This is a genomic window from Desulfosoma sp., assembly GCA_037481875.1.
GTDB lineage: Bacteria > Desulfobacterota > Syntrophobacteria > Syntrophobacterales > DSM-9756 > Desulfosoma.
Genome location: JBBFKY010000008.1, coordinates 93,476 through 113,257, shown reverse-complemented (window position 1 = coordinate 113,257; position 19,782 = coordinate 93,476). Strand labels below are relative to the sequence as shown.

At 52.9% G+C, this 19,782-nt stretch carries 18 protein-coding genes; 13 read left to right on the top strand and 5 right to left on the bottom strand.

Features of this window, described 5'->3' with window-relative positions:
- Nucleotides 1–743: 743 nt before the first annotated feature.
- The 11 genes from WHS46_11455 (at nucleotide 744) to WHS46_11405 (ending at nucleotide 12,108) form a co-directional block, all read left to right on the top strand.
- Nucleotides 744–1,118 carry a response regulator gene (locus WHS46_11455; protein ID MEJ5349290.1) on the top strand — a complete coding sequence of 125 codons (375 nt, stop codon included), beginning with the start codon at nucleotides 744–746 and terminating at the stop codon, nucleotides 1,116–1,118.
- 35 nt (nucleotides 1,119–1,153) lie between these two features.
- On the top strand, nucleotides 1,154–3,244 hold the full coding sequence (locus WHS46_11450) for a molybdopterin-dependent oxidoreductase (GenBank protein MEJ5349289.1): 2,091 nt from the start codon (nucleotides 1,154–1,156) through the stop codon (nucleotides 3,242–3,244).
- Nucleotides 3,245–3,274: 30 nt separating this feature from the next.
- Nucleotides 3,275–3,778: a 4Fe-4S dicluster domain-containing protein gene (locus WHS46_11445; protein MEJ5349288.1), complete on the top strand. Its 504-nt coding sequence runs from the start codon at nucleotides 3,275–3,277 to the stop codon at nucleotides 3,776–3,778.
- Nucleotides 3,779–4,068: 290 nt separating this feature from the next.
- The gene (locus WHS46_11440) at nucleotides 4,069–6,231 is read left to right on the top strand and encodes an NAD(P)-binding protein (GenBank protein ID MEJ5349287.1); all 2,163 of its coding nucleotides are present in this window, start codon (nucleotides 4,069–4,071) and stop codon (nucleotides 6,229–6,231) included.
- Nucleotides 6,232–6,322: 91 nt separating this feature from the next.
- On the top strand, nucleotides 6,323–6,535 hold the full coding sequence (locus WHS46_11435; GenBank protein ID MEJ5349286.1) for a hypothetical protein: 213 nt from the start codon (nucleotides 6,323–6,325) through the stop codon (nucleotides 6,533–6,535).
- 63 nt (nucleotides 6,536–6,598) lie between these two features.
- Nucleotides 6,599–7,048, top strand: coding sequence for a CBS domain-containing protein (locus tag WHS46_11430; protein ID MEJ5349285.1), 450 nt, complete (start codon nucleotides 6,599–6,601; stop codon nucleotides 7,046–7,048).
- Nucleotides 7,049–7,064: 16 nt separating this feature from the next.
- Entirely contained in the window at nucleotides 7,065–7,823 is a 759-nt protein-coding gene (locus tag WHS46_11425; protein ID MEJ5349284.1) for a 2Fe-2S iron-sulfur cluster-binding protein, read from the top strand.
- A gap of 290 nt (nucleotides 7,824–8,113) precedes the next feature.
- Nucleotides 8,114–8,662 (top strand): hypothetical protein, encoded by a 549-nt coding sequence (locus tag WHS46_11420; protein MEJ5349283.1) that lies wholly within the window; start codon nucleotides 8,114–8,116, stop codon nucleotides 8,660–8,662.
- Nucleotides 8,659–10,197, top strand: a complete 1,539-nt coding sequence (locus WHS46_11415; GenBank protein MEJ5349282.1) for an ATP-binding protein — start codon at nucleotides 8,659–8,661, stop codon at nucleotides 10,195–10,197. Before WHS46_11420 ends, WHS46_11415 begins: the two co-directional genes overlap by 4 nt.
- Nucleotides 10,187–11,638 (top strand): sigma-54 dependent transcriptional regulator, encoded by a 1,452-nt coding sequence (locus WHS46_11410; GenBank protein ID MEJ5349281.1) that lies wholly within the window; start codon nucleotides 10,187–10,189, stop codon nucleotides 11,636–11,638. Before WHS46_11415 ends, WHS46_11410 begins: the two co-directional genes overlap by 11 nt.
- Before the next feature lie 269 nt (nucleotides 11,639–11,907).
- Nucleotides 11,908–12,108, top strand: coding sequence for a (Fe-S)-binding protein (locus tag WHS46_11405; protein MEJ5349280.1), 201 nt, complete (start codon nucleotides 11,908–11,910; stop codon nucleotides 12,106–12,108).
- A 418-nt stretch (nucleotides 12,109–12,526) separates the two neighbouring features.
- Here WHS46_11405 and WHS46_11400 read toward each other — a convergent pair whose 3' ends face one another.
- The 4 genes from WHS46_11400 to WHS46_11385 are packed head-to-tail and all read right to left on the bottom strand — an operon-like array spanning nucleotide 12,527 to nucleotide 16,602.
- Nucleotides 12,527–13,552: a hypothetical protein gene (locus WHS46_11400; protein MEJ5349279.1), complete on the bottom strand. Its 1,026-nt coding sequence runs from the start codon at nucleotides 13,550–13,552 to the stop codon at nucleotides 12,527–12,529.
- On the bottom strand, nucleotides 13,545–14,669 hold the full coding sequence (locus WHS46_11395) for a spore photoproduct lyase family protein (GenBank protein MEJ5349278.1): 1,125 nt from the start codon (nucleotides 14,667–14,669) through the stop codon (nucleotides 13,545–13,547). Before WHS46_11395 ends, WHS46_11400 begins: the two co-directional genes overlap by 8 nt.
- 4 nt (nucleotides 14,670–14,673) lie before the next feature.
- Complete coding sequence (locus WHS46_11390; GenBank protein MEJ5349277.1) at nucleotides 14,674–15,696, bottom strand: hypothetical protein; 1,023 nt, start codon at nucleotides 15,694–15,696, stop codon at nucleotides 14,674–14,676.
- A 6-nt stretch (nucleotides 15,697–15,702) separates the two neighbouring features.
- The gene (locus WHS46_11385; GenBank protein MEJ5349276.1) at nucleotides 15,703–16,602 is read right to left on the bottom strand and encodes a phosphoribosylaminoimidazolesuccinocarboxamide synthase; all 900 of its coding nucleotides are present in this window, start codon (nucleotides 16,600–16,602) and stop codon (nucleotides 15,703–15,705) included.
- A 415-nt stretch (nucleotides 16,603–17,017) separates the two neighbouring features.
- On the opposite strand from WHS46_11385, the gene WHS46_11380 reads away from it, so the two are divergent.
- Nucleotides 17,018–17,866 carry a hypothetical protein gene (locus WHS46_11380; protein ID MEJ5349275.1) on the top strand — a complete coding sequence of 283 codons (849 nt, stop codon included), beginning with the start codon at nucleotides 17,018–17,020 and terminating at the stop codon, nucleotides 17,864–17,866.
- A complete protein-coding gene (gene tilS, locus WHS46_11375; GenBank protein ID MEJ5349274.1) occupies nucleotides 17,863–19,452 on the top strand; it encodes a tRNA lysidine(34) synthetase TilS in 1,590 nt (529 codons plus the stop codon). Before WHS46_11380 ends, tilS begins: the two co-directional genes overlap by 4 nt.
- Here tilS and WHS46_11370 read toward each other — a convergent pair.
- On the bottom strand, nucleotides 19,449–19,781 hold the full coding sequence (locus WHS46_11370) for a hypothetical protein (GenBank protein ID MEJ5349273.1): 333 nt from the start codon (nucleotides 19,779–19,781) through the stop codon (nucleotides 19,449–19,451). The genes tilS and WHS46_11370 overlap by 4 nt on opposite strands.
- Nucleotide 19,782: the final 1 nt, after the last annotated feature.

Here is a 19,782-nt window from a genome sequence, read left to right as displayed (position 1 = left end):
CAACACCCATGCACCGAGAGGCTCTCTCTGGGACTGACACATCGGTCTGCCCCTGCGAATACAGAGTCTTGACGCCAAAAGGCGGTCAATATTGTCACGATACAAGGCATCTCATACCATCAAATTCTGCAGGGGTGAGGCGTCGCCTCGCCCCTGCAAACCCGGAACTGGAGGATTCCCCCGGAGCGCTGTCCACCAGCCCGCTCTGTCTCCAGGCGGAACGCCCGCGCTCAGAAATCGCAAGGGAGAGATCCTTTTCCGGAACCGTCTCCTGCCTGATTATTTCCAGCTCTCAGGCATCCATGCCGGCATGCCTAAGCGAACCTCCTGAATCAGAGGCAGCCTCCATGTCCCTTAAAAACTTCCCTTTTCACAGGCTCCCATTTGTTACGGATGCCTTGAAGCTTGGCCCTTGAGAATCCGTAGCGCCGCTTCCGTGGACGAAACCTCTCCACCAGCCTTGTCCAAGCACTTCGAACATGAAAGCCGGGTCCATCCATCATCAAAAATGCAATAAAAAAATTGCAGTGCTATAGAAAGATTGCAGGTATCCAGCCTTTCTTCTCGTGTGCCGCTGAAGTTTTCCTTGAACACCAAGGGCTACTCGTTGGCATGGACTTTGCCCATCAAGACCGCGATGTCGCCTCGTGGGGATGTGATGAGCTCGAAAGTCTCTTTCTTCCAAGGGCTGTCCACAAGATTCCCTCGTCGCGTGGTGGTGGACAAGGTTCATGGAGTTTGTTATGGCCCTCATCATGGTATTGGATGATGAGAAGGATGCGTGCCGCTTAATGCAGAGGGTTTTGGTTCGGCTGGGGCATGAAGTGCACACGTTTTGTGATGCGAGCACAGCGCGCCGATGGCTGGAGGACCATGATCCGGACCTGGCCTTACTGGACATCAAGCTCAAGGATGACGATGGGCTTTCGGTGTTACGGTTTCTGCGGGCTCATAAACCCCGTGTTCGTGTGATGATCATTACAGGTTTTCCTTCTGCGGAAACGGCTCAGGAGGCGAGGCGGTTGGCGACCGAAGATTATTTGGTGAAGCCGGTGGAGCTTGACGAGCTGGAATATCGCGTCAGAAAGGTTTTAGAGAATCGATTCGCGACTCCGTGAAGTTCAGGGAAGTTCAGAAAAGGAAAGGAACATTTATGAAAAAGGAAGTCTTCAGTCTTTGTTTTATGTGTTCGGTTCGCTGCCCCATCCAGGTGATTGTGGAAAACGGTCAGGTGAAATGGATCGAAGGGAATCCTCATGTGCCGGGGATGGAAGGCAGCTTGTGTCCACGGGGTGCGGCGGGTATCGCCCTTTTAAATGACACCCAACGGGTTCAGTCGCCCCTCATTCGCACCGGTCCTCGAGGCAGCGGGAAGTGGAAAAAGGCCTCTTGGGACGAGGCCCTGAGCTATGTCGCCGAAAAGCTCAAAGAGATTGTTGCGAAACATGGCCCCCAAAGTGTTGTTTTAGGTGAACGGACGCAGCTTGCCACCCATGTTAGCAAGACCTTCCTAAGGGCCCTCGGTTCCCCCAATCATTTTACCCATGATGCCATCTGCAAGGGCTCTGTGAACACCGCATGCCGATCCCTTTTCGGCTACACGGACGCTCAGATGGGTGCAGACTACAAGAACACCAAGCACATCGTCTTTTACGGTCGAAACTTTTTTGAAGCCGTGGAGGTTCGAGCGGTCAACAACTTAATGGAGGCTGTGGAAAACGGGGCGAAGATCACCTACATCGACCCTCGAGTGACCGTGACGGCGACCAAGGCCCATGATTACTTCATGATTCGACCGGGCACAGACCTTGCCTTGAATTATGCCTTAATGCATGTCATCATCAACGAAAAGCTTTACGATACCCGCTATGTGCAACGGTGGGTGGACGGTTTTGCCGTGCTACAGGACTTTGTGCAGCCGTATACGCCGGAATGGGCGGAACAGGAAACGGGAATCGAAGCGCATCGCATCGTGACTTTGGCGAGGGAGATGGCCAAAAAGAAGCCTTCGGTCATCTTCCATTACGGCTATCGTGGCGCCAGTCATCCCAATGAAATCTATCTGCGCCGCTCCATTTTGATTCTCAATGTTCTGATGGGAAGCGTGGAAGCTAAGGGCGGACTGTTTTTCAAAAAGGGTCCAGGCGAAGTGGGCGGCAAGCCCGCTCGAAAATTAACGGAACAGGAAGGCCTGCCCAAGGTCGACGTGGTTCGATTTGACAAGGTGGGTACCCCCGATTTTCCTTTGCCGGACAAGGACCATGGGGTGGGGCAAAGGCTTCCTCTGGCCATCCTCAACGAGGACCCTTACCCTCTGAAGGCTCTCATCGCTTACCGTTTTGACCCTCTCATGTCCATTCCCGACCTCAACCAGAACAAAAGGGCTCTGGAAAAACTGGACTTGGTTGTCAGCATCGATATCAATTACAGTGACATCGCCTGGTATTCCGATGTCATTTTGCCTGAATCCATCTACCTGGAACGGCTTGATTGCATTCAGCAGGCCAACGGCCTCAAACCCCAAATGTTCCTGCGCCAGCAGGCGGTGAGCCCTCGTTACGATACGCGTCCTGGAGCGATCATCCTGAAGCAGTTGGCGGAACGTCTCGGTTTTGGTCAATATTTTCCTTACGAAACCATGGAAGACCTGGTCCGCTGGCAGTTGGAAGGTACGGGATTTTATCTGGAAGATTTTAACAAGAAAGGGTTTGTGGCCTATACGGACAAGCAGATCTTATGGAATCGGGAAGACGGAATCAAATTCAAGACCCCATCCGGCAAAATCGAGCTGGTGTCTTCCTTATTGGAAAATGCCGGTTTTCCGTCTTTTCCCGCTTATGAGCCGGTTCAGGTGCCTCCAGAAGGCCATTATCGCCTCATGGTCGGACGATGTGCGCAGCACACTCACGTTTCCACGCAGAACAACCCGTATCTTCACGAACTGGTCCCCGAAAACCGCTTGTGGATAAACACCAAGGAAGCGCAACGCTTGGGGATCAACAACGGCGAATGGGTGGAGGTTTCTTCCAAGGTGGGATCCGGGCAGATTCGAGCTTATGTGACCGACATGATTCATCCGGAATCGGTCTTTATGCTGCATGGGTTTGGACACGAAGCGCGGTTGGCGGCACGAAGCTTCAATCGGGGTCTTGCCGACACCATGTTGCAGGAGAACGTGACGGATATGATCGGCGGCAGCCCTGCACTGGACCACACCATCGTGACGGTGAAGCGCGTTCAATAAGAAGATGGAAGGAACCCGGAGGATATGCTCATGAGCCAGTATTATCTCTTTCAGGACATAAAAAAGTGTATCGGATGTCATACCTGCGAAGTCCAGTGCAAGGCCAACAAGGGATTGCCCGCGGGCCCGAAAGTGTGCCAAGTGGTGGAAGTCGGCCCTAAGTTCGTGGGAGCCTTGCCGAGGGCTTCCTACATTTTCATGCCCTGTTTTCATTGTGAAAACCCTTGGTGTGTGGCGGCTTGTCCCACGGGAGCCATGCAAAAGCGGGCCAAGGACGGCATTGTCTTTGTCGATGAAGAGCTTTGTGTAGGGTGCAAGACTTGCATGTCCGCGTGTCCGTGGGGAGCCCCTCAGTGGCATGCGGAAACAGGCAAGGTGGTCAAGTGCGACTATTGCAAGGATCGCGTGGATCAAGGCCTAAAGCCTGCCTGCGTGACGGTGTGCACAACACATTGCCTGCATTTTGGAAAACCCGAAGAGATTCGTGAAATTCGAAGGGAACGCCACGCCAAGGCTCTTTCGCCTCTGGACTAAAAGCTTTCTCGAGAACGAACGGATTTTTCCCGAAAGCGCGGGTCTGCCCGCTCGCACAATGAGCGGGCCGAAAGCTTATGTTTCTTAAAAAAACGCAGTCTTTAGACTTGTAGGGGCGAGGCGCCGCCTTGCCCATCCTTTGAAAAATGGTAGAAATGTCGTGGCATTACGAGTTCCCATAAAGCCTTCAAGAGGGATCTTGGTGGGGCGCAAGATGGACACACCCGGCTACCAAGGCCGCTTTTTAGTGAAGATCTATGCATGATTTCACGACTCCGAGGTCATAACGTATGACGCTTTCAGCATGTCCGGTCAGTGAGTGCCGTCGGCATTTTCAAGAAATTCTTGCCACGGAGGCCATTACCACGCCGCGGTTTCGTCACGTGGCGGAGGAAATTTTTCTTCTTTTGGAAGACATAGCTTGGGGGCGAGGCGGGCATGAGCATGTGAGTGCTTTACGATCTTTGGGCGAAGCCCTTGCATCCAAAGGGCCCGATGCCAAGACCGTGGAAGCCGGCACGTTCCTGTTGAAGACTTTGGCGGAATACGAAGAAGTTTTCGTCAGCCATATCGAGACGCACAATTGCGCCACGGGCGACTGCGTGAAATTGGCTCCTGCTCCTTGCCAAATGGCGTGTCCTGCCGGATTGGACGTTCCAAGCTATGTGACCCTCATTGGCATGGGCCGGGAAGCGGAGGCCATCAGTATCATTCGCGAGGATAATCCTTTTCCCTGGGTGTGCGGCTTGGTGTGCACGCATCCCTGTGAATTCATGTGTGTGCGAGGTCGCGTGGACAAGCCCATTGCCATCAGGGATCTGAAGGGTTACGCGGCCGAACGGGCCATGTCTCGTATGGAGTACGTAAATCCGCCAGCCCCTCCGTTGAACGGCCGAAAAGTTTGTGTGGTGGGAGCCGGTCCGGCGGGTCTGACGGCTGCTTATTTCTTGCGCCTCAAAGGCTATCATGTCACGGTCATTGAGGCTTTGCCTGTGGCCGGGGGCATGATGATGGTTGGAATTCCTCGGTTCCGCTTGCCTCGAGAGGTGATTGATCGGGAAGTGGCGATGATCGAGGATTTGGGCGTGGAAATTCGGCTGAACACTCGCCTTGGCAAAGATGTCACCATCGAACAATTACGAGCGGAAGGTTATGAAGCTTTTCTCATCGCCATCGGGGCTCACAGTTCCTACAAGCTTATGATTTCCGGGGAAGACGATTACCCTCAAGTTATCAGCGCCGTGGACTTTTTGCGCCAAGTGGCCTTAGGCGAGCGGCATGCGCCGGGGAAAAAGGTGGCCGTGATTGGGGGCGGCAATGTGGCCATTGATGCGGCTCGAACCTGCATTCGATTGGGTTGTGAGTCCGTCACCTTGCTTTATCGAAGGACGCGTTCCGAAATGCCGGCCCATGAAGTAGAAGTGCGGCAGGCGGAAGAGGAAGGGGTTCAGTTTCAGTTTCTTACCATTCCGGTGGAAATCAAGGGCAAGGATGGGCGGGTGACGGCGTTGCGTTGTCTGCGTGCCGAACTGGGGGAACCGGACCCCAGCGGACGAAGGCGACCGGTTCCGGTGGAAGGAAGTGATCATGAACTGGATGTGGATTGTGTCATTGCCGCCATCGGTCAAGTGATCAATCCCGAAGGTTTGGATCGCCTGGATCGTCTGGCCTGGTCGAAACGTGGCACGATCAAGACGAACACGGCCACCATGGAAACCACTGAGGAAGGTGTTTTTGCCGCGGGAGACGTGGTCACGGGACCGGCGACGGTCATCGAAGCCATCGGGATGGGTAAGGTGGCCGCTGATGCCATCGATCGTTACCTTCAAGGGCTTCCTCAACCAAAGATGCCCCCGGTGCCTGTACGTCGTCGCCGCTTGCCTTTCCTAAAGGTTTCTGCATCCAAAAAGATGCGTCTGGAACGACCAAGAATGGCTGAACTGAATACGGACCGCCGGCGCATCACGTTTCAGCAGGTGGAGCTCGGGCTTTCGGAACAGGAGGCAAGAGACGAAGCTTTACGGTGCTTGCGTTGTGACGTCTGTCGACGATGCGGGCTGTGCGTGGAGATCTGCCGGGATAAGATGAAAATCGACGCCCTGAAACTAGGGTATGTGGACTTGGAGCAGCCGACGGGGACGGATTTTCGAGTGACGGCGGAAAAGTGCATCGCGTGTGGCGCTTGCGCTACCCATTGCCCGAATGACGCCATGCAGATTGAGGATAAGGACGGTACACGCGTTCTTTCTATTTGCGGCACGGTTCTCAACCAGCTCAAACTGGAATATTGTGAAGAATGCGGAAATGTTTTGGGGCCGGAAAGGTATCATGACTTCATCATGAAGCGCATGAACCATTTAGCGTCTGTTGTTCGAGGGCACCGATGGTGCCTGGAATGTGCCCGCAAAAAGGCTGCCAGCAGCCATGCGGAAATAACACCTCCGGGCGCTTGAAAGACACAAAAAGATTGCGGCTCGGCTGTCCTATCAAGCCTTTTGGATTTTTTCGACAACGGCAGCAACCGCAGACAAAAGGAGGTGCTTTATGACGTTTCGTCGAGGACAAAGGGTAGAGATATACAGAAAGTCCGAGGACGAAAGTTGGGAACCGTACATGGACCAGTATGTAGGCGCCCGTGGTGTGATCACGGATCCGGACACGAGCAAGAACGATCCCACGGCTCTGGTGGAAGTGAGCTTGGATGACAAGGGCACCCACCGGTTTCCTCAGGATTGCCTTCGTGTTCTTGACGAGTGAAAAGGTTGGGCCCGAAGGCCGGCCATGAGAGGCCTTTTTCAAAAGGAAACGGTGGAGTTTTCTGTGAAAGTGCAGGACCTGTTAGCCGGCAAGGGATTTGAAGTCTACACGATCGATGTCGGGGAAACGGTGGAAAGGGCCATCGACGAGATGACCTCGCGTCGTATCAGCGCCCTGATCGTCATGGATCGAGAACGTCCCGTGGGTATTTTCACGGAAAGGGATGTTCTTAAAGTCCATGTGAAGTTTCGCGAAAAACCTTTTACGGCCATCGGCATTAAAGACGGTATGACAGAAAAACTGATCGTCGCCCGCCCGGATGATGACCTTTACACCGTCATGTCAGCCATGGTGCAGGCGGATATTCGACACATGCCCGTGGTTTTCGAAGGTCGAATCGTCGGCGTTTTGTCCATTCGAGACATCATTCATCAATACGTGGGATCCCTTCAGGCGGAACTCACCTACTTGCAGGACTACATCAACCGTCTTGAAGATGCGCAGCACGACTGAAAGAAAGGTGCCTTCGATGGTCATGATTACCATTGATGGAAAGGATTACGAAGCGGAAGAGGGGCAGAATGTTTTGCAGGTGATGCGTCGGCATGGCATTTCTGTGCCCACCCTTTGTTACCACCCTGCTTTGAAACCTTCGGGTAGTTGTCGCCTGTGTGCGGTCGAGGTGTCCGGCAAATCAGGGCGTCCCGTTGCCATGTTGTCCTGCATCATGCCGGTCAAGGAAGGGTTACAGGTTCGAACGGAAGGAGAAGTGGTTCAGGCGGCACGTACGAAGGCTTTTCGAAGCCTTTTGCAGATGGCGCCTCAAAGCACAAGAATTCGGGACTTGGCTCAGCAATACGGCGTGGATCTGGGACCTCCTCCCGACGGGTGCGTGCGCTGCCGTTTATGTATTCGGGTCTGTAAGGAAATTATCCGGGCCGAAGCTTTGCGCATGGAAAAACGGGACGGCGTGAATTTTGTGGTTCCGGTGGAAGGGGCGTGTATTGGGTGTGGCACCTGCGCCAACCTGTGTCCTACCGGCGCCATTTGCGTCCAGGACAGCGAAGGGATTCGAACCGTTTCCATACGCAATGAGGTCATCGGCATTCATGCCATGGAGCGGTGTCAAGCCTGCGGACGTCCTTTTGCCACACGAAAATTCGTGGAATATGCCGAGCACCATGTGCATCCGCATCCGGATGTGAAGGAGCATCACCGATACTGTCCCACCTGCGCCAAGATGCTCGCCGATCGCGTCAAATTGGCGCTGCGCCAAAAACAGCGCTGATCCCCCTATCCTTTCTTTAGGCCCTTTCCAAAAATGCCTTTAAAACACGAAGGGTCACGGCGCGCGGTGGCCCTTCGTGCTTCCAACCTTACCATCACATCTTCCCTTTCGCCCCTTTGCGCCTTTCCGCCGTCGCGCCTTCACGATTTCACGCCCCGATTGACCTTTTGAACATTGTAAGCTAAAGGCAAAGCGCATACCAAAGCGTTTCAGAGAAAAAATGCGCGGAGATTTTAACGACTTGACCTCATTTTTTACGCACGGACACGTATTTTAACAGGTGGCGGAAGATGCTGTGTTTCGAGGTTTTTCGAGGATTTGTTAGAGATCTGTATTCTTTTCCAAGTTTCAAGGGTTTTTCAGAGACTATGGTTTCGATTGCCATCTGCCTTTTGGCCGTTGTCCTTTTCCCAAGAGAACTTTGGGCGACTCAAATTCATGCCGATCCCGAAGGTCTGTACAGTCATCAGATGGGCCACGGCTTTTTTATCTTATCCATGGGGGTTCTGGCGTACTGGCTTCGAGGCCGAAGGCTTATTCGTTACAAGGGGTGGCGTTACCTTCAATACTCGGCGCTGCTTTTTACCCTTTGGAATCTGGATGCCATTTTGGTGCACCACCTGGAAAATCAAGATGATATTTTTATGAAGTTTTCCGAAGGAACACTCCATGCCTATCTTCGACCATATCCAGGGCGGGAATGGCTCGCCTGGATCTTCTTTCTAGGAAAAATGGACCACCTGCTCTGTGTTCCCGCTATTGTTTTTCTCTATCTGGCACTCAGAGAAATGAGACGTTCACCTCATCGTTTTTCGCCGCAGGATGATACCGGGTTATGACTCTACCTTTTTTTCCTATTTTTTTTGTTGACTTGGTGGGTTCAGCCTGCATGGTGTTTTTCGCCATAGCCTGTGTGCGGCTGTCTTATGCGCTGCATATTCGTGACCGAGAAAATGTGCTGTATCTGTATCTGCTCATGGTTTGTCATGCTTTGGCTGTTTTTGCCATTTCTCGAGGCATTGGTCATATCGCCAAACAATTGCTGCTGCTGGGGGGATACCGGCATATTTGGGAGTCTTTAAGGCCCTACAGTGGATCATTGAACACCATCAGTTTTTGCGTCGTGGGAGCGGTGACGCTCTTTTTCGAAAGAATTTGGAAAGTCCATCAACAGATCCTGCGCGATCGTCAAGCCTTAAAGGAAGCCCATGAGAAGCTTCTATTGATGAATAAACACTTAGAGGATTTGGTTTCCGAGCGCACCGCGGAGTTAGGACGATCTGAGCAAAAGTTTCGCCGCATTTTTGAGGCGTCACGAGATATGATCGCCGTCGTGGCGGCAGACGGAACGCTGTTGGACATCAATCCCGCAGGTTGTGAGATGCTCGGGATCGATGGCAACAACGTGATGGTCGAGGCGGCTGCAAAAAAATTGGACTTTGGGAAATTTTTCGAACAACCCCGGGACTGGGAGCGTCTTAGGGAGAATCTTCAGCGGTCCTTTTATGTTACAGACGAGGAAGTGGCTCTGGTGCGTCAAGATGGGCGGGAGATCAGCGCTTTGATCAGTGCCTCCTCCCAGTGTGACCTTCAGGAAAAGAGGGAAGTTTTCCATTTGGTGGTTAAAGACATCACGCAACGCAAAATCATGCAGCAACAGCTTTTGCAGGCAGACAAATTGGCTTCCTTGGGGCAGCTTGCCGCCGGAGTGGCCCACGAAATCAATAATCCTTTGGGAATCATTCTGGGGTATACGCAGCTTTTGATTCGCGAGGAACCTGAAGGCACGGAACGTTATGAAGACTTGAAAACCATAGAAAAGCATACGCGCACATGCAAGACGATCGTGGAAGACTTGCTGAGTTTTGCTCGAAGCGCTCATAGTCGCAAGGAGCCTGCCTCGATTCACGACTTGGTGCAGGAGGTCCTGAGTGTGGTGCGACACAATCTGGAGCTGAAGCGGATCCAGGTGGAAACCTATTTCGATCCAAGGGTGCCTGTTCTCGTGTTAGACAAAGACAAAATGCGGCAGGTTCTCATGAATCTGATCATGAATGCTCAGCAAGCCATCGGCAAGGAAGGCCGCATAGAGATACGCACGGCTTTCGTGGAAAACGGGCCGAGTGTTCACATCGTGGTGTCAGATACGGGAATGGGAATCGACCCAAAACATTTACCGCGCATCTTTGACCCTTTTTTTACCACGAAAAGCACGGGGGAGGGCACAGGTTTGGGCCTTTCTGTAAGCTACGGCATTGTCAAGGACCATGGGGGCGAGATTCAAGTGGCCAGTGAACCTGGGAAGGGCTCTGTGTTCACGGTTGTGCTTCCTGCTCCTGCAGAGACACAGGAGTTCATGGGCCATGAAAACTGATGGGAGCCCCCAAGACAGGCCTGAAATTCTCAAGGACCGCCTCCTTGTGGTGGATGACGAACCTGATTTTTTACGCCTTTTAAAGCGTAGTCTGGTCAAGGACCTGGAGTGTGAGGTTTTGACGGCCTCTTCGGGAGAGGCAGCGCTTGAGGTGCTTCAGGAAGAGCCTGTGGATGTGGTGCTCGTGGACATGAAAATGCCGGGCATGGATGGTCTGGAGTTTTTGGATCGCTTACGCGTGATGCATCCATGGGTGACGGCCATTATGATGACGGCCCATGGGTGCGTGGAGCTGGCCGTTCAGGCCATGCGCCAGGGAGCCTATGATTTTATAACCAAACCCTTTGACCATGAGACCTTGGTTTTTACGCTTCAAAAGGCTTTGGAACGGCATCGACTGCTTCGCGAAAACATGCGATTGCAGAGGCGATATAAGGGCGAAGTGGCCTTTCAAGAGATCGTGGGACGCAGCCCGGCCATGCGCCGCGTTTTTGATGCGGTGCAAATGGTGGCTCCGTCGGATCTCACGGTCCTTATTACGGGAGAGTCCGGGACGGGAAAAGACTTGGTGGCTCGTGCGATTCACAACCTGAGCCAGCGCAGTGAGGGGCCCTTTGTGGCTGTCAACTGCCCTACGGTTCCGGAAAACATTCTTGAAAGCGAGCTTTTCGGGTACAAAAAGGGTGCCTTTACTCACGCGACACAAAACAAGATCGGTCTTTTTCAAGAAGCTCACCGCGGAACCCTTTTTCTGGATGAGATCGGGGACATTTCACCTGTCATTCAAACCAAGCTCTTGCGAGTGCTGCAGGACAAGGCCATCAAGCCTCTCGGAGACACCAAGATGATCAAGGTGGATGTGCGCGTGATTGCTTCCACCAACCGTAACCTTCAAGAAAAGATCCGCGCAGGTACCTTTCGTGAAGACCTTTATTATCGCCTTAATGTCGTTCCCATTGAAATGCCGCCTCTTCGTCAGCGCCGCGAAGATATTCCTTTGTTGTGCGACTACTTTTTGAAAAAACACGCCGAATCCCTTCGCCGACCCCGTAAAACCATCTCTTCGGAGCTCATGGAGCTGTTTCTGGGTCGGGAGTGGGAAGGAAACGTCCGCGAGCTGGAAAACATGATCATGCGAGGTCTTTTGTTTGCTTCAGGCGATGAAATACGTCCGGAACACGTGGGGCTGTTGTCGGAACGCAGGTCGTGCCCGGAGTTTGACGATGCGTCCTTGGAAAATTTGCCCTATAAACTGGCCAAGGAAGAAATACTTCGCCGTTTTCATAAGAGGTATCTAGAAAAACTTCTGGCTCGAACAGGCGGAAACGTCACACAAGCGGCCAAACAATGCGGTCTGGAACGTCAGGCTTTGCAGCAGGTCATGCGTCGCTTCGGCATCGAGGCTGAAAAGTTTCGAAACGCCAACGACAAGCCATCATAGCCTTGGCAAGGGTTAAAAGCCTTTTTTGAAACGGTGCACGGTTTTTAGGAGGACATGAGGCAGGGTTGACGGCCCTGAGGGTTTCGGTTAAGTTACCAATGTGTTCAATCCCTTGAGTCGCTTTTCGGTTGCAGAAGTTGGGCTCCTTAGTGTTTTTCTCCCCTCGTGCTCCATGGCGAAGACCTCCGCTTTTGACCGGGTTTCAGCGGTGCCGTGAAGGCGCCGCCCGAAAAGCTGCTCCCTGAATTTTAAGGGAAGGAGGTGGAAGCATGAAGCTCAACGTCGTGGAAATTCTCAAGCATTTACCAAAGACCAATTGCAAGGAATGTGGAGAGGCCACGTGCATGGCGTTTGCCGCCAAGCTGGCCAAAAAGGAAGTGGAGCTGAAAGCCTGCCCGCCCATGTTTACGGGGGAATTTGCGGCCAAGAGGGAAATCCTGGAAAATATGCTCCTGGGCAAAGCCGCTTAATGCCGTTAAGGAAAGGCCGCACACTTGAAAACCGAGTCCACCGTCTGGTGCCGGGGTCTTCCGCCGCGAAGTTCAGACCCCGGCCGTCCATGAGGAATCTCTTACGAAGCTTGCTTTATAGCCTTGAATGATAAGGGCCCTTCTCTCCAAAGCCGCTTTAAGGCAGAAGATTGATTTTTCGAAGCGGGCCCAAAAGGTCTCGGAGTTTTATCCAAGGGCGTCTCGGCATCTTCATCCCTGTGTCCGAGGGTTTGTAGGGGCGGACCGGTGTGTCCGCCCCGCAACTGCCTGGTGCGAGGAGAATATGGGACGGACACATGGGGCCACCCCTCCAAGGTTCTTTCCCATGACAAACGATGGAGAGAAACGGCTTTCTCCAGAATCTCGCAAGGATATCACCGTACGGTGCCGACACGGATCACGGACTGCGCTTTGTTCTCAGTATATTGATTGTTTCTTCGGCCACTTCTTGAAGCTCTGCGTCCTGGGCATGTTTTTGGGCCCATTGAAGGACTGTCTCAGCCCAGGTCGAGTCCCCGACCATTCCAGTGGCATAAATCACGTCGCCTTGAACCGCCGCTGAAAAGGTGTCCATGTTTTCCCACAGAAGCGGAAGATAGGCTCGAGCCCTGGTAACGTTCTTCTCGGCCAATTCTTCGAGGACTACCAGAGCGCCCAGGCGTACCGACCATTCGGCATGGGTGAGCACAGAAGCGAAATCTTTCCAAATTTTTGAAGAAGTCAACATGAGTCGGCTCAACTCTTTGGCTTTGCCTTCTTTAAGCAGACGAACGGCGGCAGCAGCCGAGAGTTCTGTGTGTTCATCACGGCAGACCACTTCCAGGACATGAGCCAGATCGACACGGCCCGTCCAGCGAAAATGATCGCCGTAAAGGATCGTGGGAACGGATCGAATGCCGGCCTCTTGAGCTTTTTCGGCGAAAAGCAAGGCGTCCAGGACACGGATAACCAGATACGAGGAGAGGAAAGGTAGAGGGCCTAGTTCGAAAAGCATATGAGCGCAATGGGGGCACTGAGAGGCCGTAAACACCAAAAGCTCCGTAGGCTTTTGCAGTCCTTGAAGCCTATCCCACAGATCGGGTTTCCTTTGCTGAAACGATCCCTTTTGTTCCTTTTCCGATGAAGGAAACGACTCTGCCGACCTCTCGTGAAAAAGGGCCAGAGTTTCAAGAAACGGCCTGAATTCAGCTCCTGACGGGGCGGCGTGCCATATCCAGCCGTTTCCAACAAAAAAGGCCGGTAAATCATTTGTGTCCCTAAAGGTCGTCTCGAGGCTGATGTGCGGCGTGAGCCCGACAAGTTCATCTCCAAAGGCTTGAAGCACTGCACTCCGTGTGTCCCGTGTCTTCTGCAGCCCCAAGGGCACCTTGCCGGACACATGGGTATTCCAGGAAAGAACCGCCCGTTTATCGTTTTCATTCAAGGGCATTGTCTCCTCCGTGCGTCATTGGCTCGATCCCCATGCGTTCCTTAACGGCTTTGTCCAAAAGGGCAGGAAGTCCCCCTTTGCATGCAGGCTCTTGTCCGAAGACATGCTTCCAGATCCAAGGTCCTTCCATGCACAGGTAGACGCACAGGTTTGAATCCCAGCCCAGAAGTTGTTCAACCATCCATTGGTAAAGCTCTAGGCGGATGTCTCGAAAATAGCGCATCTTACCGTCCAGTCCGCGAATGAATTCTCCGGTGACTATGCGGCTTTTGGGATGATGCCGTTCAATGATGGCTTTCAAATCGGGCATGAACCGAAAAGCCCCTAAGCTGATCCACACCACTTTGGCAGGGTCAACAGCTTCAAAAAGCGCCTGCAAAGTGCGTCGGTACCCTTCGCGCCATCCTGGATAATCAATCATGGGATCAAAGTGAAACCCTAAAAAGTATCCCCATTGAGCGCATTGTTGCGCGGCGTGCAGCCGAGCCTTTAATGGAGCGGCGCGGGGTTCTTGCGTGCGGATGATCTCCTCGGCATTAAGGGACCACGAGACCAGGGTGTGACCTCGATGGTCTAAGCCCTTGAGTTGTGACACATGATCGGTTTTCGTTTTCAATTCTAGAACGGCGTTGGGGATTTGCCCAAACAGGGGGACCAAGTGCTGGGACAAACCCGTCCAAGGGTCCAGGAGCAAGGAGTCTGTGAATTCTCCGGTGCCGGCTCGAAGCAAGCGTTGGGGTGAGGACGCCGTAACTGCCTGCACTTCTGCCAGCAGGTCGTCTAGGTTTCCAAAGATCCTCAAATTGGGACTTTCAAAGTAGGCTTGCAAGATGCAATAGGTGCAATCCAGGCTGCATTGCGTGCCAATATGGACGATCTGGTATCCACAACATTCATAGATTTTGGTTCCCGGACAGTTTCGCCAAAATCGTCCCTTGTAATGAACGACCTCCAAAAGACCCGGAATTTTTTCTTGGGTCTCCGCCACCTTGTCCACATAGACCACAGGAATGGATGGCAATCTTTCCAGCAGGGTACGAACGATGGGGCTGGAGGCGACGGCCTTTTCCACAACAAGGGAGGTGATGGGATTTCGAACGGTCGGTTTCATGCCTTCATGGATGACGGGTGAAAAGAAAGGGTGTAGGTTCGTCTTCATGGAAGGCGACGGGATGATCCACAAGATGAAAAAGATTTTGGAATTCCTGGGATTGGGCAAGAGACGCCGCTTTCTGAACAGAGGCGGCCAGGGCCTCAGGGTGACGAAAGTGTACCTTCAGTTCCCATACCTCGCCTTCCAGATACGCAGGAGGCGCAAGGGACATGTTGGAAGGCAAGCTCATCTGGGCAATGGCATTTTGGATGGCGGTCATTTTTTTCCATAACCGTGGAAAACGCCATTGCTTCAGGAGTTCACGGACAGCGGCTGTTTTTTCGCGGCGATTCCGTTCAGGATCTTTCACAATGTTTTGGATTTCCGAAGCCGAAAGGAGTGTCTGCCATGTCACTCCGTCTCGTTGGGCAATATCCTTGCACCGCTCAAGAATTTCCACCTGAAGACTGGCACTGCAGCGTAGAGTTTGTATGAGGTCCAGAAAAGCCTCTCGATCCGTATGAGAGACGGAAGTCAACAGAAGAGCCGTTTTGTCGGCGATAAGCTCTTGAGCCAAAGCGGCAAGGTGGTTTGAAGGCCATGTGGCGATGGAGCACCATCGAGGTAGGGTATCGGCAGCACCGGATATTCCCAAGGTCGGGCAAATCCTTCGCTGCAGGTCCTCTTGTGTGGTCAGTGTGGCGTACTTGGCGACAATATGAACTTTTTCCGCCAGATTCAAAGGCCTGGAAAACATCTTGGTTTCAAGCCGAAAAGCCAGAAGCTTTCTGTGTTCGGCATCTGTTGGATGGACCAAAGCCTGCACATGATCGCACCGGCACCGCAACCAGAAAAGCCTTTTGAACCCATCAAGGATAACGAAACGATGTGGCGTCTTTTCCCATAGAGTCGGAGGTGTGAGGACTCCACACGTTTCGAGCGATTGCTCCAGCCTTTCGTCCGGCACATAAGATGGAACGGCAAAGGTGTGGTCTTCCCAGTCTATCTGAGACAAGGGAGCGGAAACGAGACGCTTGGATTCCATGAGTTTTTACAGGCTAAGGCCGTGGCCTGTCAGTCGCTCCAAGGCTTCCAGGTAACGGCTTCGGGTGTTTTGCACCACCGTTTCAGGCAGTTCCGGCGCCGGCTGTTCCGGTGTCCATCCAATGTCCACCAAGTAATCCCGAAGATATTGCTTGTCGAAACTTTCAGGGTTTGAGCCTATGCGGTATCGATCCGCAGGCCAGAACCGGCTGGAGTCGGGCGTCAGAACTTCATCGATAAGGATCAGATGACCGTCGGCGAGACCGAATTCCAACTTGGTATCGGCCAAAATGATGCCTTTGCTCAAAGCGTATGCGGCGGCTTTGTCGTAGATACTCAGGCTTAAGTCACGCACACGCGCGGCCAGATCCCTACCGATGCGATCCGTCATTTGATCAAAAGAAATATTTTCGTCGTGGGCACCCTGCTCCGCCTTGGTGGACGGCGTGAAAATGGGTTCGGGCAATTTTTCGGCCAGTCGAAGACCTTTTGGTAATGGAATGCCGCACACGGATCCTGTTTTTTGGTAATCTTTCCAACCCGATCCTACCAGGTACCCTCGAACGATGCATTCTACGGGAAGAGGTTCGGCTTTTTTGACCCACATGGAGCGATCCCGAAGGGTATCGGCATAGGGTGCGCACGATTCGGGAAAAGCGTGGACATCTGTGTGCAAGAGGTGATTGTCGACTGTGTCCTTTAAAAAATCGAACCAAAAGAGAGAGAGCGCCGTGAGGATCCTCCCCTTGTCCGGAACGGCTGTGCGCATCACTACATCAAAGGCCGAAATACGATCCGTGGCGACGATGACCAGAGAATCTCCAAGGTCGTAGATGTCGCGCACTTTACCTCGAGATTTGAGTTTGAGAGATGGAAAATGCGTTTCAAACAAGGCCACCCTCTGCATGACGTGCTCCTCGTCCTTTCCCATTGGCTTGATGGTTTTTAAGCTTGGAAGTCGTTTTCTTATCACAGGTGTTGGGCCGTGCCAAAGAGCAAATAACCTTTCCTCGGACAACCCCTCGTTGGGACGGACGCATGTTTCCACCAGCACTTCTAGGAACTGTAGGGTCGAACCGATGTGTCCTTGCGGCATGCCGAAGTTTTTGGATGGTCTGTCTCATGTGTTGACCAGCACAGGCAAGAATCTTAGGGGCGGACCGATGTTCCGTCCCAGAACCGCCGGGATGGATGACGATAGGGGTGCACAAGTCGGCATGCCCCTACATAGGCCGTCTTTCGATATCGCCCAAAGAGCGGTTTCCCGGTTGACCCTGTGGATAGGGTTTTGGTAAGGTGTATCAATCGGGTGAATAGACTTTGTGGCACAGGGATCAATGCGGGCTTACACCATGGATGGAACTGAACCGAAGGTCAGGAAAAGCGTCGGCGGCATCGCCGCCCTGTTTGACGATGCGGAGCGTAAGGAGCTCTTTCGTAAATACCTCATTTTTCTTGCCTGGATGGAGGTGGGCATTTTTGTTGCCTGCTGGCTCTACCAACTGGGAACGGACGGTTATGATCGTTTCGGGCCCGTGGAACGACACTTTCCTTGGAAGGTCTACTTTCTCGTGGCCTTTCTCGCCCCGGTGGCTGTGAGCTTTCTTTTGGGGACTGTAGTGGTGGGTTTTAACCGCTACTTTGTCGGGCATGGTGGAGCCAATGAATCGAGCCACGTGGATAAAGATTCCCCGGAAGCCTCGGTTCAGGACGCCAAGGTTTACAAACTGGCCGCTTTGGTGGCCTGGATGCAGAAGCTTCCCTACCTGGGCCTATTGGTCCTTTTGGCGGCTGCCATCGGCGTTGTTTACAACCTGGACGTGGTGCTTCGCGTCATCGGCGAAATCGGGGAACACACCGTCCGTGTGGCCCTCATGGTCGGTGCAGCTCTATTGGCGGCAACATGTTTTTTTGCCTTGGTGTACCTCGTGTTAAATTACAAGCTGCGCAAACGATCCATGGAATACCACTACAAATCCCAAGTGGCCGATAAGTATGGATTGGTCATTCTTGAGGACAACACGGTGCTCAACCGGGACGGGAAGCTTCTTGTTCGAGGAAAGAAGTGGAAGGACGCGGTGCCGCTCCTGGACGTGACCCCAGAGAGTTCTTCCAGATCAGTGCCCCAGGAGGCTCTGCCTCAGGCAACGGTACCCGATGGCAACACGTGACGCAAAGTTTTCATCCTTTTGAACGTCGCACACTTCAGTTCATTCAACGCCATCACTTGGTGGATCCCTCAATGATCGTCGGTGTTGCGGTATCTGGAGGTCCGGATTCCGTGGCGCTGCTGCACGTCCTTTTATCGCTTAAGAAGGTCCTTTCCTACCGAACCCTCAAGGTCTTGCATTTCGATCACGAACTGCGCGGGGAAGATTCCGCCAAGGACCGGCTTTTTGTCCTCGATCTTGCATCACATCTCGGTTGTAAAGTTCTTGTGGGCTTCGGGGATGTACGGCGGGTTCAAACCCGGCAGGGAGTTTCATTAGAGATGGCGGCGCGGCAATGCCGTCGAGAATTTTTTTTGGACTTTTTAAGCCGGGGTGAAGTTCATCGGATCGCTCTAGGGCATACGGCGGACGATCAGGCCGAGGAAATCCTTTTGCGCTTGTGTCGTGGGACAGGTCCTTCGGGCATGCAAGGCATGCGGCCCAAGACATCGGAAGGTCTCGTGCGTCCTCTGTTGTGGGCGCATCGAGGCGAAATTCTCGATTATCTGAAAGCAAAGGCCATCCCTTTTCGGCAGGATGCCACAAATTTTAGAGGATTTTGCCAAAGGAATCGTGTCCGCCTGGAAGTGATTCCACTCTTGGAAGAGATCTTTCACCCAAGGATTCGTGAAACTTTATGCCGTCATGCCGAGCAGGTCGCTCAAGAGGAAGCCTACTGGGAAAATCAGGTAACCCAAGCCTGGAAGGAGCTGGTGTGTGTTCAAGACACCGAGACTGTGGTCTTGGACGTTTTGAAAATGAGGGCACTCCCCGAGGCTTTGTCAATAAGAGTGTTTCAAAGAGCTCTGGAAAAGATGGGCTATTCTTTCGGCATCTTCGCTGTGCATCTGAGAATGCTTGAAGGTTTGCTGAGGCGGTCTTCGTCCGGTCGAGAAGTCAAGCTTCCTTCGGGGATTCGTGCCGTGAAGGAAGGAACGACTTTGGTGCTCACAAATCGGGCCCCCAATACAGCGTTCTTAAAGCGTCATGAATTTTGGGCTCCCGGTCGCTACCCGCTCCAGGAGTTTCAAGGGGAAATCCAAATAGAACAAGCGATTCTTGTTGACGATTTGGTAGGGACATGCCCTTCCTTCAAAGGATCCATGTCCGGCAAAGGCCGTGCCGATGGCGGGGCTTGGCGAGACTTTGAAGAAGGTGAAAAGATAGAGCCCACCATGCATGGTCATCACAACGAAAAGAAGGGTTCAGGCGATGTATTTTTTAGGATCGCCCGGTTTATGGATGGACGGCCAGGCATGGAGGATGCTTTCACAGCGGTGATGGATGCCGACACCCTACGTTGGCCTCTTGTCGTGCGTTCCTTTGAACCCGGCGATCGATTTCGTCCTGTGGGTGCCAGAGGTTCTAAGAAGTTGCAGGACTTTTTTACAGACGCCAAAGTGCCTCGCAGCGCTCGTCGTCGTGTTCCGCTGGTCTGTGACCAGGAAAAGATCTGTTGGGTTGTCGGCCATCGTTTGGACGATCGGGTCAAGGTCACCGAGCGCACGCAAAGGATTTTGAAGATTCACTGGCGACCTTGGGACTAACCGTTGCGAATAATGAGAAAATAGATGTTAACGGCAAGCAATCCCAGGCATCCTCCGGCGAACGGCAAAAGTTTTTGCAGGGTCATGGCTTCCCCGGGAGGCGGCAGCGTGTAATGCAGCAGGACCACAAAGACCACAAGGGAACAGGCCACCAAAAGGCTGCGCAAAGCCTTTTTCCACAGCACCCAGCCGAGAAAGGCGATGACGGCAAGCCAAAACAGAGGTTCTCGAAGGAGTTGGGACCAATCCACATTCCGCAAAGCTTCACCGGCCTTGGTCATGTTGTATTCCTTGAGAAAACCGATGAGCTTAGACCACATATCGTTCATG

Excerpts from the sequence above, each read along its gene's own strand:
- WHS46_11405 (MEJ5349280.1), top strand. The coding sequence starts at position 11,908 with ATGAAGCTCAACGTCGTGGAAATTCTCAAGCATTTACCAAAGACCAAT.
- WHS46_11445 (MEJ5349288.1), top strand. The coding sequence starts at position 3,275 with ATGAGCCAGTATTATCTCTTTCAGGACATAAAAAAGTGTATCGGATGT.
- WHS46_11425 (MEJ5349284.1), top strand. The coding sequence starts at position 7,065 with ATGGTCATGATTACCATTGATGGAAAGGATTACGAAGCGGAAGAGGGG.
- WHS46_11385 (MEJ5349276.1), bottom strand. The coding sequence starts at position 16,602 with ATGCAGAGGGTGGCCTTGTTTGAAACGCATTTTCCATCTCTCAAACTC.
- WHS46_11410 (MEJ5349281.1), top strand. The coding sequence starts at position 10,187 with ATGAAAACTGATGGGAGCCCCCAAGACAGGCCTGAAATTCTCAAGGAC.
- WHS46_11395 (MEJ5349278.1), bottom strand. The coding sequence starts at position 14,669 with ATGAAACCGACCGTTCGAAATCCCATCACCTCCCTTGTTGTGGAAAAG.
- WHS46_11370 (MEJ5349273.1), bottom strand. The coding sequence starts at position 19,781 with ATGAACGATATGTGGTCTAAGCTCATCGGTTTTCTCAAGGAATACAAC.
- WHS46_11440 (MEJ5349287.1), top strand. The coding sequence starts at position 4,069 with ATGACGCTTTCAGCATGTCCGGTCAGTGAGTGCCGTCGGCATTTTCAA.
- WHS46_11390 (MEJ5349277.1), bottom strand. The coding sequence starts at position 15,696 with ATGGAATCCAAGCGTCTCGTTTCCGCTCCCTTGTCTCAGATAGACTGG.
- WHS46_11415 (MEJ5349282.1), top strand. The coding sequence starts at position 8,659 with ATGACTCTACCTTTTTTTCCTATTTTTTTTGTTGACTTGGTGGGTTCA.
- WHS46_11455 (MEJ5349290.1), top strand. The coding sequence starts at position 744 with ATGGCCCTCATCATGGTATTGGATGATGAGAAGGATGCGTGCCGCTTA.
- WHS46_11435 (MEJ5349286.1), top strand. The coding sequence starts at position 6,323 with ATGACGTTTCGTCGAGGACAAAGGGTAGAGATATACAGAAAGTCCGAG.
- WHS46_11420 (MEJ5349283.1), top strand. The coding sequence starts at position 8,114 with ATGCTGTGTTTCGAGGTTTTTCGAGGATTTGTTAGAGATCTGTATTCT.
- WHS46_11450 (MEJ5349289.1), top strand. The coding sequence starts at position 1,154 with ATGAAAAAGGAAGTCTTCAGTCTTTGTTTTATGTGTTCGGTTCGCTGC.